7 protein-coding genes are annotated in these 17998 nt (G+C 62.7%); 5 read left to right on the top strand and 2 right to left on the bottom strand.

The features are described 5' to 3' along the window. Positions 1–89: 89 nt before the first annotated feature. From ACSQ3I_RS09055 to ACSQ3I_RS09045, 3 genes are all read left to right on the top strand, one after another. Positions 90–254, top strand: coding sequence for a DUF1328 domain-containing protein (locus tag ACSQ3I_RS09055; RefSeq protein WP_109459520.1), 165 nt, complete (start codon positions 90–92; stop codon positions 252–254). A 92-nt stretch (positions 255–346) separates the two neighbouring features. Then, positions 347–1033 carry a helix-turn-helix domain-containing protein gene (locus ACSQ3I_RS09050; RefSeq protein WP_435998057.1) on the top strand — a complete coding sequence of 229 codons (687 nt, stop codon included), beginning with the start codon at positions 347–349 and terminating at the stop codon, positions 1031–1033. A gap of 406 nt (positions 1034–1439) precedes the next feature. Beyond that, positions 1440–9947: a GH36-type glycosyl hydrolase domain-containing protein gene (locus tag ACSQ3I_RS09045; protein WP_435998055.1), complete on the top strand. Its 8508-nt coding sequence runs from the start codon at positions 1440–1442 to the stop codon at positions 9945–9947. A 511-nt stretch (positions 9948–10458) separates the two neighbouring features. Here ACSQ3I_RS09045 and ACSQ3I_RS09040 read toward each other — a convergent pair. Further along, positions 10459–12231 carry a glucan ABC transporter ATP-binding protein/ permease gene (locus tag ACSQ3I_RS09040; RefSeq protein WP_435998053.1) on the bottom strand — a complete coding sequence of 591 codons (1773 nt, stop codon included), beginning with the start codon at positions 12229–12231 and terminating at the stop codon, positions 10459–10461. 315 nt (positions 12232–12546) lie between these two features. Between ACSQ3I_RS09040 and ACSQ3I_RS09035 the strand changes: the two genes are divergently transcribed. Beyond that, positions 12547–13287 (top strand): LuxR family transcriptional regulator, encoded by a 741-nt coding sequence (locus ACSQ3I_RS09035; RefSeq protein WP_435998052.1) that lies wholly within the window; start codon positions 12547–12549, stop codon positions 13285–13287. Positions 13288–13407: 120 nt separating this feature from the next. After that, positions 13408–16872, top strand: coding sequence for a pyruvate carboxylase (gene pyc, locus ACSQ3I_RS09030; RefSeq protein WP_435998050.1), 3465 nt, complete (start codon positions 13408–13410; stop codon positions 16870–16872). Positions 16873–16917: 45 nt separating this feature from the next. On the opposite strand, the gene ACSQ3I_RS09025 is transcribed toward pyc, so the two are convergent. Beyond that, the gene (locus ACSQ3I_RS09025) at positions 16918–17787 is read right to left on the bottom strand and encodes a DMT family transporter (RefSeq protein WP_435998048.1); all 870 of its coding nucleotides are present in this window, start codon (positions 17785–17787) and stop codon (positions 16918–16920) included. Between the last annotated feature and the right edge of the window lie 211 nt (positions 17788–17998).

The raw sequence follows: 17998 nt of genomic DNA, 5'->3' as shown, positions 1-17998 counted from the left end.
GGCGGGCGGCGCCTTTTCACGCCCTTGCGGCGGCATCTTTTCAAGCGTCAAGAGCCTCGCCCCTTCGCCTGCACGAAAGGAGTTTTCCCATGCTGTATTATGCCCTCGTATTTCTGGTCGTCGCGCTGGTGGCTGGCCTGCTCGGCTTTGGCGGTATCGCCGGCATTTCGGCGTCGATAGCCCAGGTCCTGTTCTTCCTGTTCCTGGCCCTCTTCCTGGCATCCCTGGTGATCAGGCTCGTGCGCGGCGCTTAAAATCCGGCTGGATGTCTTTCCTGGGAGAAAAGAAAATATTACACTCCGGAAAGTAGCCGCAGCCGTCGCTGCGGCATCCAGTCGGGATGGTGATGGCGGAAATCGACAGGCATGGATCGTCCGGCGGCGAAGAGCCGGCAGGTGTAAAAGCGGTTCTGACCCAGGATCCGCATGCGCTGCGCGACACCAAGGAAAACAATCTCGAAATCGCCATCGGCCATGAGGTCCGCGCCTTCCGCAAGAAGCTCGGCATCACCGGCGCGGATCTAGCGTCGGCCACCGGCATCTCGCTCGGCATGCTCTCCAAGATCGAGAACGGCAACACCTCGCCGTCGCTGACGACGCTACAATCGTTGGCGCGGGCGCTCGGCGTGCCGCTGACGGCGTTCTTTCGCCGTTTCGAGGAGGTGCGCGATGCCGTGTTCGTCAAGGCGGGCGAGGGCGTCGAGATCGAACGCCGCGGCACGCGGGCCGGCCACCAGTACAATCTGCTCGGCCATATCGGCAACAGTTCCAGCGGCGTCCAGGTCGAGCCGTACCTGATCACCCTGACGGCCGATTCCGATGTCTTTCCCGCCTTCCAGCATGAGGGCATGGAACTCATCTACATGCTGGAGGGCGAGGTGAAATATCGCCATGGCAACCGGCTCTATCATATGCTGCCGGGCGACAGCCTGTTCTTCGATGCCGATGCCCCGCACGGGCCCGAAGTGCTAGTCCACCTGCCGATCCGTTTTCTCTCGATCATCTCCTATCCGGATCGCAAGAGCGGTCTTTAGGCCATTGCCGGAACAATTTGCGCCGACAGGCATTGTTCGGGCATTGGGGCTTGGGATGCCTGCTGCATCACGCATGCAACCCTTGGCGACAGGAGACGATCATCATGTTTATTGACCTGCATTCCGGCCGCTGGAACGGCATGTCTTGACTTTTGCCATAAGTGTCGAAATCTCTCCGCTTGCCCCTGTCGCGATGCGAACCCGGCGTTTGCCGCGACGGAGGAATTTCCGCCAAAAGCCTGTTTGGTCAGCTTACGTTCATTTCGCCTTGCCTATTGGTCCGGACCCTTGCCGTGTTTTGCGCAAGTCCGGCTTTCAGCGCAGCGGTGCGATATTGTGCTTGAGCGATAAAGCAGGATAAGGCGAAGCCGAACTCAACGCTGTTTCGATCCAGAACCAGGACGCCATGTCATTTCAATCCTCGCCCGCTGCTTCCTCGCGCGATACCGAAGCCAAGCAGATCGATCATAACGATTCCATCCGTTCGACCTATTTCACCAAGGAGGAGTTGGCCGCTTGCGGCGAGGCGCTGGCGCGCGAGGGCGCCCGGACATTGCCGGCTTTTGCCCCCTTCGACTTTTTCGCACGCCACAAGGAAAACGACCGCGAGATCCTGCGTGTCTACCGCACCACGGCCGCCGACGTCGCGGCTGGCGCCACCATCACGCCGGCGGCGGAATGGCTGCTCGACAATCACTACATCGTCGAAGAGGCGATCCAGGAAGTCCGCCGCGATTTTCCGCGCCGTTTCTATCGACAGTTGCCGACCATGCAGGTCGCCGGCACGGAGATCCCGCGCGTTCTGGCGCTTGCCTGGCTCTATGTCGCCCATACCCACAGCACCGTGTCACATGAAAGCCTGACGGCGCTGGCCGACGGTTTCCAGACGGTCACGACGCTGGAGATCGGCGAACTCTGGGCGCTGCCGTCCATGGTGCGTTACGTTCTGGTGGAAAACCTGCGCCGCATTTCCATTCGTGTCGAGCGCTCGCGCCGGATGCGCGGCCGGGCAAACGATGTCGCCGACGAACTCATCCGCCGCAACGATCCGGACAAGAATGCCGAATTTTTGAAGGGCATCGAGGATCTGGCCGACGATACCACCTTCGCGACGCAGTTCCTTTATCGCCTGCGGGATGGTTCGCAATCCTCCGGTGCCGCGATTTCCTGGCTCGAAGAACGTCTGGAGCGGGCCGGCAGCGACGCCGAAACGGCGATGATGGCCGAACACAACCGGTTGTCCTCCGGCAACGTCACGATGGGCAACATCATCCGCAGCCTGCGCGAGATCGACGACACCGAATGGGCCGTCTGGGTCGAGGAGGTCAGCCATGTCGACCGGCTGTTGTTCGCCAAGACCGATTACGGCAATCTCGATCCCGGCTCGCGCAACAAATATCGCAAGCAGATCGAGCGCCTGGCGCGTTATTCCGATCGCACAGAGCTTGAAATCGCCAATATCGCCGTCGATCTGACCGAGCAGGCCAGGCATTCCGGCGAACCGCAGCCGCACGAGCCGAATGTCGGCGGTTTCCTGGTCGGCATGCACCGCAAGAAGCTGGAAAAGGTCATCGGCTACCGCTCGACCGTGGTTCAGCGTGCCGTGCGGGTCGTCCGCAAGCTCGACTGGCTGGCGGTTGCCGCGCCGGTTGTGCTGCTGACCATCCTGGCGCTGGTGGTCGTCGGCTGCTTCCTGGCAAGTGCCGGCATGGGATGGGCCGAAATCGTCGTGCTGCTGGCGATGTTCTCGCTGCCGGCTTCGGAAGGCGCGACCGGCCTGTTCAACACGCTGGTGACATTCTTCGTGACGCCATCGCGGCTTGTCGGTTACGAATTCAAGGAAGGCATTCCCGAGGATGCGCGTACGCTGGTCGTCGTGCCCTGCCTCATCTCCAACCGCGACAGCGTCGACGAACTCGTGCGCAACATCGAGGTGCATTACCTCGCCAATCCGCGCGGCGAAATCTATTTCGCGCTGGTCAGCGACTGGCCGGACAGCCAGAAGGAAGAGACCGAAGCCGATCTCGCCGTCTTCGACTACGCCCGCAAGGAAATCGCTGCCCTCAGCGACAAATATGCCTATGACGGCAAGCGGCGTTTCTACCTGCTGCATCGCCGCCGCCTGTACAATCCGGCCGAAGGCGCCTGGATGGGCTGGGAGCGCAAGCGTGGCAAGCTGCACGAGCTGAACCTGCTTCTGCGCGGCGATGCCGATACGACCTTCCTGCCCGGCGCCAACACCGTTCCGGCCGACGTGCAATATGTCATGACGCTCGATTCCGACACGCGCCTGATGCGCGATGCCGTGACCAAGCTCGTCGGCAAGCTCTACCATCCGATCAACCGTCCGGTCATCGATCCCGAGACCAACCGCGTCGTCGGCGGTTACGGCCTGCTGCAGCCGCGCGTCACCCCGTCCTTGACGACCGGCGAGGACGCCTCGGTATTCCAGCGTGTCTTCTCGATCAACCGCGGCGTCGATCCTTATGTCTTCACCGTCTCCGACGTTTATCAGGACCTGACCGGCGAAGGCACTTTTACCGGTAAGGGCCTCTATCACGTTGATGCCTTCGAAGCGTCGCTGAAGGGGCGCATCGAGGAAAATTCGGTGCTCAGCCACGACCTGCTCGAGGGCTCGATGGCGCGTTGCGCGCTGGTCACCGATGTCGAGCTGGTCGAGGATTATCCGACCCGGTACGAGGTGGAAGTGTCACGCCAGCATCGCTGGGCCCGCGGCGACTGGCAGCTCCTGCCCTATATCTTCAATCCGCTGCGTGGCGTCACGGCGCTCGGCCGCTGGAAGATGGTCGATAACCTGCGCCGTTCGCTCACGCCGATCGCCTGGTTCTTCGCCTCCGTGCTCGGCTGGTATTTCATGGATCCGCTCGGCGCGCTGATCTGGCAGATCCTGCTGATCTTCAGCCTGTTCGTCGCCCCCACCCTTTCTCTGATTTCAGGCATCGTGCCGCGCAGCAGCGACGTGGTGCCGAGCGCGCATCTTTACACCGTCTGGTCGGATATCCGCGCCGCAAACGCCCAGGTGGCACTGCGTATCGTCTTTATCGCCGATTCCGCCTGCCTGATGGTCGATGCCATCGCCCGTTCGCTGTATCGCCTGTTCGTCAGCCACAAGCTGATGCTGGAATGGCGCACCGCGGCCAGCGTCCAGTCGAACGCCCAGGGCAGCATTCTCGCCTATTACCGCAACATGTGGCACGCCCCGGCGATCGCGCTTCTGGCGCTGATTTTTGCCGCGTTGCCGGGTGACAATGCCTTCCTCGTCGGCATTCCGTTTGCGCTGATGTGGATCCTGTCGCCGGCCGTTGCCTGGTATGTCAGCCAGTCGGCGGAAACCGAAGACCGGCTCGAGGTTTCGGAAGAGGTTTCCGAAGAACTGCGCAAGGTCGCCCGCCGCACCTGGCGGTATTTCGAAAGTTTCGTCACCGCCGAGCAGAACTACCTGCCGCCGGACAATTTCCAGGAGCGGCCAACCCCCATCGTTGCCGCCCGCACCTCGCCCACCAACATCGGCGTCTATCTTCTGTCGATCATTTCCGGCCGGCAGTTCGGCTGGATGTCGTTCGAGCAGACCATCGAGCGGCTGGAGCAGACCATCGCCACCGTCGAGCGCATGGAAAAATACCGCGGCCACCTGCTCAACTGGTACCACACGGATACGCTGGCGACGCTCGGTCCGCGTTATGTTTCGGCGGTCGACAGCGGTAACCTCGCCGGCCATCTGATCGCCGTGTCGTCGGCCTGCCGCAGCTGGGCGGAAGCGCCGTCGGCGCATCTGCAGGGCAATCTCGACGGCGTCGGCGATGTCGCCGGCATCCTCGGTGAAATCCTGCGCGACCTGCCCGACGACCGCAAGACCGTGCGGCCGCTGCGCCGACGGCTGGAGGAACGTATCACCGGCTTCCAGAACGCGCTCGCCGCCGTCAAACGCGAGCATGAATTCGCCTCGATCCGCATCATCAACCTGTCGGTGCTCGCCCGCGATATCCAGAAGCTTGCTGCCAACCTCGACCACGAGGTGCGATCGCCGCAGAGCAACGAGGTGACCGCCTGGGCCGCCTCGCTGGTACAGGTCTGCGAGGCGCATGTCTCCGACAGCGTCTTCGACCTCTCCAATATCGAGCCGCTGCGCAACCGTCTTTCCAGCCTGCGCGACCGCGCCCGCGACATCGCCTTCTCGATGGATTTCGGTTTCCTCTTCCGCCAGGAGCGCCGGCTGCTGTCGATCGGCTACCGCGTCGAAAGCGGCGAACTCGACGAAGCCTGCTACGACCTTCTGGCCTCGGAAGCGCGTCTCACCAGCCTGTTCGCCATCGCCAAGGGCGACTTGCCGACCGAGCACTGGTACAAGCTCGGCCGCCAGGTGGTGCAGGTCGGATTGCGCGGGGCGTTGATCTCCTGGTCGGGCTCGATGTTCGAATACCTGATGCCGCCGCTCGTCATGCAGGAGCGCCATGGCGGCATCCTCAACCAGACCAACAACCTGATCGTCAAGGAGCAGATGAACCACGGCCGCCGGCTCGGCACGCCCTGGGGCATTTCGGAAGCGGCCTTCAACGCCCGCGACCACCAGCTGACCTATCAGTACACCAATTTCGGCGTGCCGACGCTCGGCCTGAAGCGCGGTCTCGGCCAGAACGCCGTCATCGCGCCTTATGCCTCGATCCTCGCCAGCCAGTACGAGCCGGAAGCGGCGCTCGAAAACCTCGAGCGGCTGCGCAAGCTCGGCGCCATGGGCATCTACGGCTATCACGATGCCGTCGACTTCACGCCGACGCGTGTGCCGGAAGGCCAGAAATGCGCGGTGGTCTACAATTATTATGCCCACCACCACGGCATGTCGATTGCCGCCGTCGCCAACGTCGCCTTCAACGGCTGGCTGCGTGAACTCTTCCATTCCGATCCGGTGGTCGAAGCCGCCGAACTCTTGCTGCAGGAAAAGGCGCCGCGCGAAATCCAGGTGATGAGCGCCAAGCACGAACCCTCCACCCCCGGCGACGAGCAGGGCGACCTGCCGCGGCCGGAAGTGCGCACCATCGAGGATCCTGCCGCCAAGGAACGCGAACTCGTTTTCCTGTCGAACGGCCATTATTCGGTGATGCTGACGGCGACCGGGGCCGGTTACTCCCGCTGGAACGGCCAATCCGTTTCCCGCTGGAAACCCGATCCGACCGAAGATCGCTGGGGCAGCTTCATCTTCCTGCGCGATACCGCCAGCGGCCAATGGTGGTCGGCGACCGCCGAACCGCGCCGTCTCGACGGCGAGAAGACCAAGGCCGTCTTCGGTGACGACAAGGCGGAATTCCACAAGACCGTCGGTGATCTCACAAGTGAAGTCGAATGCATCGTCGCCACCGAGCATGATGCCGAAGGCCGGCGGCTGACGCTGCTGAACATGGGGTCGGAAGACCGTTTCATCGAAGTGACGTCCTATCTAGAACCAGTGCTCTCCTACGATGACGCCGATAACGCCCACCCGCTGTTCTCGCGCATGTTCGTCAAGACGGAGATCGGCCGGCGCGGTGATGTCATCCGCGTCGAGCGCAACAAGCGTAGCCCCAGCGATCCGGATATCTGCGTCGCGCACCTGATCGTCGACAATGCCGGTTCGTCGCGCCACACGGAATTCGAGACCGACCGCCGAAAGTTCATCGGTCGCGGCCGCACGCTAGGCGAAGCTGCCGCTTTCGATCCCGGCGCGACGCTGTCCGGTTCCGACGGCTTCACGCTCGACCCGATCCTGTCGTTGCGCCGCACGATCCGCGTGCCGGCCGGCAAGAAGGTGTCGGTGATCTTCTGGACGATTGCCGCGCCCAACCGCGAGGAGATCGACAAGGCCGTCGATCGCTACCGCCATCCGGATGCCTTCAGCCACGAGATGATCCATGCCTGGACGCGGGCGCAGGTGCAGATGCGCCATGTCGGCGTCACCTCGCAGCAGGCCGCCGCCTTCCAGACGCTCGGCCGCCATCTCGTCTATCCCGACATGCAGCTGCGGGCGGATGCGGCGACGGTGCAGAGCGGCCTGCGGTCGCAATCGGCGCTCTGGCCGCTGGCGATCTCGGGCGATTACCCGATTTTCGCCCTGCGCATCAATGACGACATGGACATGAACATCGCCCGCGAGGCGCTGAGCGCGCAGGAATACCTGCGCTCACGCGGCGTCACCGCTGACCTGGTGATCGTCAACGAGCGGGCTGCCTCCTATGCACAGGACATGCAGCACGCGCTCGACGCGGCTTGCGAAAATCTGCGCCGCCTCGGTCAGGGCGACGGGCTGCGCCAGCACATCTTCTCGGTGCGCCGAGACCTGATGGATGCCGAGACCTGGCAGGCGCTGCTCGCCGCAGCCCGCGTGGTCTTCCACGCCCGCAACGGCAAGATCGTCGACCAGATCAACCGTGCCGCCTCGCTGTTTGCCACACCGAAGCCGGCAGAACCGGCCCCGGTCGAACCGCTGCGGCCGCTGGTGCTGAGCACCTACGAACCCGGCTTCTCGTCGGAACCCGTCGAGGATCGCGGCGATCTCGATTTCTGGAACGGTTTTGGCGGTTTTGCCAGGGACGGCCGGGAATATGTCGTGCGCCTGCGCGGTGGGCAGTCGACGCCGCAGCCGTGGATCAATGTCATTTCCAACGACCGTTTCGGTTTCCACGTCTCGGCCGAAGGCGCCAACTTCACTTGGAGCCGCAATTCGCGCGACTACCAGCTGACGCCATGGACCAACGATCCCGTCGTCAACCGGCCGGGTGAGAGCATCTACGTGGTCGATGCAGACAGCAAGGTGGTGATGACACCGTTCGCCGCGCTGTCGCGTGATGCCTCGGTTTCGTTCGAAACCCGTCATGGGCTTGGTTATTCTGTCTTCACCTCCAGCCAGAACGGCCTCGACCTGGACATGCTCCAGACGGTCGATCGCGAGCGGCCGATCAAGCTGTCTCGCCTGAAAATCCGCAACGGCAGCGGCGAGACCCGCCGCCTCAAGGTCTATGGTTACGTCGAATGGGTGCTCGGCAACAATCCACAGCGCACCACGCCTTTCATCCTGCCGTCTTATGACGAGGAAACGGGCGCTCTGTTTGCCGGCAACCCCTACAGCATCGATTTTTACGCCCGCTCCGCCTTCTTCGCCGCCAGCGAAAAGCCGGCCGGCGTCACGTCGAGCCGCCGGGAATTCATCGGCAGCGACGGCACTGTTCTGGTGCCGAAGGCGGTTGCGGCGGTCTCGTCCCTCTCCGGTTCCGTCGAGCCGGACGGTGATCCTTGCGCTGCGCTGGCTTTCGATGTGACGCTTGCGCCGGGCGCCGAGAAGGAGCTGGTCTTCTTCCTCGGTGATGGCGACGACGCTGATGCCGCGCGCGCCCTGGTCGGTGAGGCACGCAGCCTTTCCGTTGACACCGTGCTGGCGGCGGAAAAGGCCTATTGGGATGCCTTTACCGGCCATCTGCAAGTGAAGACGCCGGATCGTTCGCTCGATCACCTCGTCAACGGCTGGCTGCCCTATCAGGCGCTTTCCTGCCGTATCCTCGCACGCTCGGCCTTCTACCAGGCGAGCGGTGCCTACGGCTTCCGCGACCAGCTGCAGGATACGCTGGCCTTCGTGCTGCACGACCCGTCGCTGGCGCGGCGTCAGATCCTCAATGCTGCCGGCCGGCAGTTCCGCGAAGGCGATGTGCAGCATTGGTGGCTGCCGCAGACGGGCGCCGGCGTGCGCACGATGATCGCCGACGATGTCGTGTGGCTTGCCTACGCCGTGAACCACTATTGCGAGGTGGTGGGCGATGTGTCGCTGCTCGACGAGCAGATCCCGTTCCTGACAGGCGCTGCCCTGCAGCCGGGTCAGCACGACGCCTTCTACAAGCCTGATGTTACGGAAGAAACGGCGAGCCTTTACGAACACGCCGCCCTTGCTCTCGACCTGGCGATCGACCGCACCGGTCCGCACAACCTGCCACTGATCCTCGGTGGCGATTGGAACGACGGCATGAACCGTGTCGGCATCGAAGGTCGCGGCGAAAGCATCTGGCTCGGCTGGTTCCTGGCCGGGGCGCTGCAGTCGTTCATTCGTTACGCCGAGGCGCGTGGCGACACGGCCCGCGTCAAGCGCTGGACGGCGCATATCGAAACGCTGAAGGCGGCGCTCGAGACGGACGGCTGGGACGGCGATTATTATCGCCGCGGTTATTTCGACGACGGCACGCCGCTCGGCTCGAAGACGCAGGCGGAATGCCAGATCGATTCGATTGCGCAATCTTGGAGCGTGCTGTCGGGCCAGGGGCAGCCGGAGCGCGCTACGGCGGCGATGAATGCCGTCATGGATCGCCTCGTCGATCCCGATGCCGGCATCATCCGGCTGTTCACGCCACCCTTTGACGAAACGGCGCAGGATCCGGGCTATATTCGCTCCTATCCGCCGGGTGTGCGCGAAAACGGTGGCCAGTATACGCATGCCGCGACCTGGGTGGTGATGGCCTTTGCCGAACTCGGCCGCGGCGACGACGCCTGGACGTGTTTCTCGCTGCTCAACCCGGTCAACCATGCGCTGGACCGCCAGACATCCGAGACCTACCGCGTCGAACCCTATGTGGTTGCGGCCGACGTCTACGGCGCTGCCGACCGCACCGGTCGTGGCGGCTGGACCTGGTATACGGGGTCTGCCGGCTGGCTCTATCGCTCCGCGGTGGAAGGCATTCTCGGCATTCGCCGGGTAGGCGACCGCATCCATGTCCGTCCGGCGCTGCCCGGCGGCTGGGATGGCTTCTCGGCCAGGTTGACGCTTTCCGGCAAGACTTACGAGGTCACCGTCACCCGGCGGGCCGAGGAGTATGATGTCACCGTCAATGGTGAGCCGATCCAGGATCCGCAAGCGGGCTTTGCTATCGCCAGCGGCGAATAAGCTTCCATGTATGCATGAGGGCGCGGAGTTTCTCCGCGCCCTCCGCTTTTTGGCCATTGCCATTCTCTCGCAGACGTCATGCCCGGCCTTGTGCCGAGCATCCAAGCCCGTTGAGTGACCCTTTGTCGTCACAATGGTTGGAGCGGGCGTCGACAGATCCTCGGGGCAAGCCCGAGGACAATGGAAGAGAGATTGCCGACATTGGCATCACGCTGGCGGTGTAGGAATTTTTCTGGGTTGCTGTTGCGTCCGGCGACAGGCTTGCCGGGTTTCCTCAGGTGGAATGACAGGGTGCCGTCAGTCTCCTTCTCCCGAACGGGGGCGGGTCGCGGCACGGGTATGAGGGAGTACTAATAGGGGCAGGTCGTGCCGCCTTCTCATCTGCCGTCTCTCCGGCGGGGGAAGGTGGATGAGGCAACATCCGTGGGCCATAGGTAAAACATCCTCCAAAACAAAACGGGCAGCCCTGCGGCCGCCCGTTTTGATCTTTCGTATGCCTGTACCTGCTGTCTTACGCAGCTTCCGTCTCGGAAGCGGCATGGGCCTTGCGGACCTCGTCGTCGGTGAGGATGCCGCTGGCACGGAGCAGCGCGGCGAAACGGCCGTTGCTCTGGCTGAGTTCCTGGAACCCGCCCATCTCGACGATCCGGCCTTCATCGAGGAAAAGAACCAGGTCGGCCTCGCGTACCGTCGACAGGCGGTGAGCGATGATGAAGGTGGTGCGGTCGCGGCGCAGGTTGTCGATGGCGACCTTGACGCGTTCTTCGGTTTCGACGTCGAGCGCCGACGTTGCCTCGTCGAGCACCAGGATCGGCGCATCCTTGAGGATGGCGCGGGCGATGGCGATACGCTGGCGTTCGCCGCCGGAAAGCCGGTTGCCGCGTTCGCCGACATTGGTGTCGTAGCCGGTGATGCGGCTTTCGATGAAGTCGGCGGCAGCGGCGGCTTCGGCGGCCTGCGCCACGTCTTCCTGCGTCGCGTTTTCACGGCCGAGGCGGATGTTGTCGCGGATCGAGCGGTTGAGCAGCCCAGCATCCTGGAAGACGGTGGCGATCGAGCGGCGCAACGACTTGCGGGTGACGGTGGAAATATCCGTGCCGTCGATGAGGATCTGGCCGCTCTGTGGCTCGTGCACGCGCTGCAAGAGGTTGATAAGCGTCGTCTTGCCGGCGCCGGTCGGGCCGACGATGGCGACGGTCTGGCCGGCCTTGGCGGTAAAGTTGATGGCGTGCACACCCTGGCTGGTATTGGCAAATCCGAACGAAACGTCGCGGAATTCCACGGTGCCGCTCACCGCACCGAGCTCGCCGGCATGGGCGGGTTCTTCGCGGTCACGCACCGAATCCTCCAGCTTGAAGAAGTCTTCCAGCTTGGCGCGGGCTTCGAAGATCTGCGTCGCAAAGGCGCGCATCTGGTCGAGGCGGCCGATGAGAAGTGTGGCGAAACCGATGAAGGCAACCACGTCGCCGACGCGCAACTCGCCGCGCTGCACCAGGATCGTGCCGATGACGAGGATGATCATCATCGAGATGGTCGAGGCCATGCGGTTGAGCGCGCTGGCGATCGCCCACCAGTCGAGGACCGGGAACTGGGCGGAGAGCAGCTTTTCGGTAAAACCCTTCAGCGCCCGGGTTTCGGCTTCGATGCGGTTGTAGCTGTGCAGCACGGAGACGTTGGAGATTGTGTCGCTGACATGCGAGAAAACCGTGTGGTAGTGGTTTTCGACGGCAGCCTGGCCTTCCTTCGTGCGGCTCATCACCAGACGGCCGATGAACCAGTAGGCGACGCCGAGGACGATGAGGACCGCCGAAAGCCTGTAATCGAGGGCGAGCGCTGTCGGAACGAGAAGCACCAGGGCCACCGCCGTGGCAAGGTGGGTGCGCATGAATTCAAGCCACAGGCCGAACAGGGTTTCGCTGGCACGCAGCAGCGTGTGCAAGGCGTTCGACGTGCCGCGCTGGTGATGCCAGGACAGCGGCATGGAGATGATGCGGCCAAAAGCTTCCGTCAGCAGCGACGCACGCCGCCCATGCGCCAGCCGGTCCGCCTCGCGGGCGACCAGGACAAAGGCGACGGTGTTGAAGACACCAAATGCCGCCCACATCAGCAGCATCGGCGAGACCGGCTCCTTGGAGGAGATGGCGTCGATGATGCGGCCGAACAGGATCGGTTCGGCGATGGTGATGGCGGCCAGCACGATGTTGGCGATCACGATCAGCGACACGCGCAGCCTGTACGTTACAAGATAACGCAACGATCTTGCATAGACCTGAAATAGAGACACTTCGTTTCCTCGTGGGCACGGTGTTCGAGTTTGGCCCGGAGGGTAGCGAATGCTACCTGAACTCAGGATTAACGGTTGCCCCGTCGATTGTGCGTCGCACCAATTTTTTTCGGCAGACCGTGAGGGCGAAACGAAGCCGTGTCGAAACGGTGCAGTACATATCGTTTCAGGCGAGGATACTGCTAGATTTAGCAACTAGCGTTATACGGAATTTTAGGTGAGCATAGCGTCCGATGCGATCGGGTCGTGCTCGGGAAGTATATGGAAACAAGAATTTGCAAGGATAACTCCGGGCGTGAGCTTCAAAAGCAGCGCGTGGCCATAAATTCCCTTGTCGAAGTGCTGGTCCTGATCGACGAATGTCGGACGGGCGAACAGGTTATCCGGCAGGTCGAGGATCTTTCGAGGAAATACGGCTTCGATTATCATGCCCTGGCGCTGAATTCCCGGTCGGGTGGCGATCCCGTCGAGACGGTTCTTGCAAGCCGCTGGCCGGATCGATGGCTCGAGGCCTATGCGTCCAGAAAATATGGCCTGATCGACCCGCTGAAACGTTTCCTGATACAGGCGCAGCGGGCGTTTCGCTGGCGCGACGCGCTTTTTGCCTATCGCAACGATCCGCATCGCAAGCGGATGGATCGGATGATGGTCGAGGCAGGCAATTTCGGTCTTGCCGATGGTTACGTTTTTCCGGTCTTCGGGCGCGGCGGCCTGATGGGAAATCTCCTGCTGAGCGGCCAGGTGGTCGATCTTTCGCCGGCGGAGATCGCGCTTTTTGATGCGGTTGCGAAGAAGGCTTTGTGGCGCCTTCTGGAGCTGCAGGGTCAAGCCGCGGATCTGGAATGGGTGCCGACCCCCGTGGTTCATCTGACGCGCCGGGAAATGGAAGTGCTGAATTTCCTTGCCGGTGGGATGACATCCAATGAAATCAGCAAGATACTACAAATATCAAACCACACGGTGGATTGGTATATGAATGGTATTCAAGACAAGCTCGGCGCCCGTAACCGCCAGCATGCTGTCGCCATTGCCTTCCGCCAGGGCCTGATTTCCTAAGGCTGCCACAATTTTGACATAAGCCCGGCAAGGAAAAATTGACTTCCCCACGCAAGCGATTATGGATTTATTTCGCGGGTGCAACATAGATCCCGCTTGCGCTGTTTGAGGAGACCGCCTTTGTCCATATCGAAGATCCTTGTCGCCAACCGTTCCGAAATCGCTATCCGCGTTTTCCGCGCCGCCAACGAACTGGGCATAAAAACGGTGGCGATCTGGGCGGAAGAGGACAAGCTGGCGCTGCATCGCTTCAAGGCGGACGAAAGTTACCAGGTCGGCCGCGGCCCGCATCTGTCGCGCGATCTCGGGCCGATCGAAAGCTACCTGTCGATCGACGAAGTCATCCGCGTCGCCAAGCTGTCCGGCGCCGATGCCATCCATCCCGGCTACGGACTTCTCTCGGAAAGCCCCGAATTCGTCGATGCCTGCGACAAGGCCGGCATCATCTTCATCGGCCCGAAGCCGGCGACGATGCGCCAGCTCGGCAACAAGGTCGCCGCCCGCAACCTGGCGATTTCCGTCGGCGTTCCGGTGGTTCCCGCGACCGAACCGCTGCCCGACGATATCGAGACGGTCAAGAAGATGGCCGCCGAAATCGGTTATCCGGTGATGCTGAAGGCATCGTGGGGCGGCGGCGGCCGTGGCATGCGCGCTATCCGCGCCGAAGCCGATCTTGCCCGCGAGGTGACGGAGGCCAAGCGCGAGGCCATGGCCGCCTTCGGCAAGGACGAGGTCTATCTCGAAAAGCTCGTCGAGCGCGCCCGCCACGTCGAGAGCCAGATCCTCGGCGATACGCATGGCAATGTCGTGCATCTCTTCGAGCGTGACTGCTCCATCCAGCGCCGCAACCAGAAGGTCGTCGAGCGCGCGCCCGCGCCCTACCTCACCGAAGCGCAGCGCCAGGAACTGGCCGCCTATTCGCTGAAGATCGCGCAGGCGACCAACTACATCGGCGCCGGCACGGTCGAGTATCTGATGGATGCCGATACCGGCAAATTCTACTTCATCGAGGTCAACCCGCGTATCCAGGTCGAGCATACCGTTACCGAAGTCGTGACCGGCATCGATATTGTCAAGGCGCAGATCCATATCCTCGAAGGCTTCGCCATCGGCACGCCGGAATCGGGCGTGCCGAAGCAGGAAGACATCCGTCTCAACGGCCACGCGCTGCAGTGCCGCATCACCACGGAAGATCCCGAGCAGAACTTCATTCCGGACTACGGCCGTATCACCGCCTACCGTTCGGCCTCCGGTTTCGGCATTCGCCTCGATGGCGGCACGTCTTATGGCGGGGCGATCATCACCCGTTATTACGACCCGCTGCTGGTCAAGGTCACGGCCTGGGCGCCGAACCCGCTGGAAGCCATCTCCCGCATGGACCGGGCGCTGCGCGAGTTCCGCATCCGCGGCGTCGCCACCAACCTGACCTTTCTCGAAGCGATCATCGGCCATCCGAAGTTCCGCGACAACAGCTATACGACGCGGTTCATCGACTCGACGCCGGAGCTGTTCCAGCAGGTCAAGCGCCAGGACCGCGCCACTAAGCTGCTGACCTATCTTGCCGACGTGACCGTCAATGGCCATCCGGAAGCCAAGGACCGGCCGCGCCCGCCGGAAGACGCGGCAAAGCCCATCGTGCCCTATAGCAACGGCAACAGCGTGCCGGATGGAACGCGGCAGTTGCTCGACACACTCGGCCCGAAGGGGTTCGGCGAATGGATGCGCAACGAAAAGCGCGTACTGATGACCGATACGACGATGCGCGACGGTCACCAGTCGCTGCTCGCCACGCGCATGCGCACCCATGACATCGCCCGCATCGCCGGCACCTATGCACACGCTTTGCCGAACCTCCTGTCGCTGGAGTGCTGGGGCGGCGCCACCTTCGACGTGTCGATGCGCTTCCTGACGGAAGATCCGTGGGAGCGGCTGGCGCTGGTGCGCGAAGCGGCACCGAACCTGCTGCTGCAGATGCTGCTGCGCGGCGCCAACGGCGTCGGCTACAAGAATTATCCCGACAACGTCGTCAAATATTTCGTCCGCCAGGCGGCGCAGGGCGGCATCGACCTGTTCCGCGTTTTCGACTGCCTGAACTGGGTGGACAACATGCGGGTATCGATGGATGCCGTTGCCGAGGAGAACAAGCTCTGCGAAGCGGCGATCTGCTACACCGGCGACATCCTCAATTCGGCCCGGCCGAAATACGACCTGAAATATTACACCAACCTCGCCGTCGAGCTGGAAAAGGCCGGCGCCCATATCATCGCCCTGAAGGACATGGCGGGCCTGCTGAAGCCGGCTGCGGCAAAAGTGCTGTTCAAGGCGCTGCGCGAGGCGACAAGCCTGCCGATCCATTTTCACACGCACGACACGTCGGGCATTGCGGCAGCGACCGTGCTTGCCGCTGTCGACGCCGGCGTAGATGCAGTCGATGCGGCGATGGATGCGCTCTCCGGCAACACCTCGCAGCCTTGCCTCGGCTCGATCGTCGAGGCGTTGCGCGGTTCGGAGCGTGATCCGGGTCTCGATCCGGAATGGATCCGCCGCATCTCGTTCTATTGGGAAGCGGTGCGCAACCAGTATGCCGCCTTCGAGAGCGACCTCAAGGGACCGGCTTCGGAAGTCTATCTGCACGAAATGCCGGGCGGCCAGTTCACCAACCTCAAGGAACAGGCCCGTTCGCTTGGGCTGGAGACCCGCTGGCACCAGGTGGCGCAGGCCTATGCCGATGCCAACCAGATGTTCGGCGATATCGTCAAGGTAACGCCGTCCTCCAAGGTGGTCGGCGACATGGCGCTGATGATGGTCAGCCAGGACCTGACGGTCGCCGACGTCGTCAATCCGGACAAGGACGTGTCCTTCCCGGAATCGGTGGTGTCGATGCTCAAGGGCGACCTCGGCCAGCCGCCGTCCGGTTGGCCGGAGGCGCTGCAGAAGAAGGCACTCAAGGGTGAAGAGCCCTATACCGCCGTGCCGGGTTCGTTGCTGCCGCCGGCCGATCTCGATGCCGAACGCAAGGCGATCGAGACAAAGCTGGAGCGGCCGGTCAGCGATTTCGAATTTGCCTCCTACCTGATGTATCCCAAGGTCTTCACCGATTTTGCGCTGGCTTCGGATACCTACGGCCCGGTCTCGGTGCTGCCGACGCCTGCCTATTTCTACGGGCTGAAGGACGGCGAGGAGCTGTTTGCCGACATCGAGAAGGGCAAGACGCTGGTCATCGTCAACCAGGCGATGTCGCAGACCGACAGCCAGGGCATGGTGACGGTGTTCTTCGAGCTGAACGGCCAGCCGCGGCGCATCAAGGTGCCGGACCGGGCGCATGGCGCCACGGGTGCTGCCGCGCGCCGCAAGGCGGACGTGGGCAATGCCGCCCATGTCGGTGCGCCGATGCCGGGTGTCATCAGCCGCGTCTTCGTCAATCCGGGCCAGGCGGTCAGCGCCGGCGACGTGCTGGTGTCGATCGAGGCGATGAAGATGGAGACGGCGATCCATGCGGAAAAGGAAGGCACAATTGCCGAGATCCTCGTCCGCGCCGGCGACCAGATTGACGCCAAGGACCTGCTGGTCGTCTACGGCGCCTGATCGCGCACCTGTCTCAACGATCCCGGGCGGCTTTGCCGGCCGGGATCAGGCTTCGGCGTGTTGCCGCAGGCGTTCGCTGACGATGATGATGATGCCCGCGAAGACGATCAGCGCGGCGCCGACCACCACGCCCGGCCTCGGAATATCGCTCCAGATCAGGTAACCGAGGAAAAACGCCCAGACGAGCGAGGTGTATTCGAACGGCGCCAGAACCGAGACCGGCGCCCGCCGCATGCCTTCGAAAAAGGCGAATTGCGCCAGGCCGCCGACGATGCCGGTGGCGGCGAGCAGGATCGCTTCCTGAAGATCCGGTGTCTTCCAGTGCCAGAAAAGCATGATCCCGGTCATCGCGAGGAAGAACAGGTTGGACATCGTCATTTGCACGATGCTCTTTTCCGCCATGGCCGTCTTGCGCAGCAGGATGGTGGCGCTGGCCCAGAGTACGGCGGCCTGCAGCGTCAGGTAGACCGGCAGCGACAAGGTCAGACCGGTCGGATTGCTGGCGATCACCACGCCGGTGAAACCGACGGCGACGGCGAGCCAGCGTGGCCAGAACACTGTTTCCTTCAGGAAGACCATCGCCAGCACGGTGGCCACCACCGGCGCTGCGAAATAGAGCGTCGTCAGCTCCGCCAGCTGCAGGTGGCGGGCGGCGGTATAATAGGACAGCCAGGCGGTCAGCAGCAGGATGCTGCGGATCGCCATCGGCTTGATGATCGGCGAATGGACGATGTTGTCGACCAGTTCCAGGCGCCCGACGAAAAGACATCCGATCAGAATGGTCACCGTGCGGAAGAACAGGATCTGCCAGACCGACATGCTCTCGACCAGAAGCTTGATGGTGACGTCGTGGCCGGTAAAGAGGAAATAGGCGAGGCTGGTCAGCAGAATGCCGAGACCGATCGAGCTTTTCACGGATGCACCATGCGGTAGGCACCGCGGGTATCGGGATGCCGGAGGAGATAAAATCGGCCGCACATTGGGCAATGCCCCCGCGGCTGTCAATTGTCAGAACCTGCCCTCACAGGTGAGATTTGACAGTTGTCCTGGCCGATTCTACTGGCGATAAATCTGGTCGAATCAGATCGCCTTAACGGCGGGAAACAAAACGTGACGGTTGCGCCAT

Source organism: Rhizobium sp. LjRoot30, from assembly GCF_964253915.1.
In the GTDB taxonomy this organism is placed as follows: domain Bacteria; phylum Pseudomonadota; class Alphaproteobacteria; order Rhizobiales; family Rhizobiaceae; genus Metarhizobium.
This window is presented reverse-complemented; position numbering and strand designations above follow the sequence as displayed.

Coding starts and splice junctions, on each gene's coding strand:
- ACSQ3I_RS09050 (WP_435998057.1), top strand. CDS start 347: ATGGCGGAAATCGACAGGCATGGATCGTCCGGCGGCGAAGAGCCGGCA.
- ACSQ3I_RS09055 (WP_109459520.1), top strand. CDS start 90: ATGCTGTATTATGCCCTCGTATTTCTGGTCGTCGCGCTGGTGGCTGGC.
- ACSQ3I_RS09045 (WP_435998055.1), top strand. CDS start 1,440: ATGTCATTTCAATCCTCGCCCGCTGCTTCCTCGCGCGATACCGAAGCC.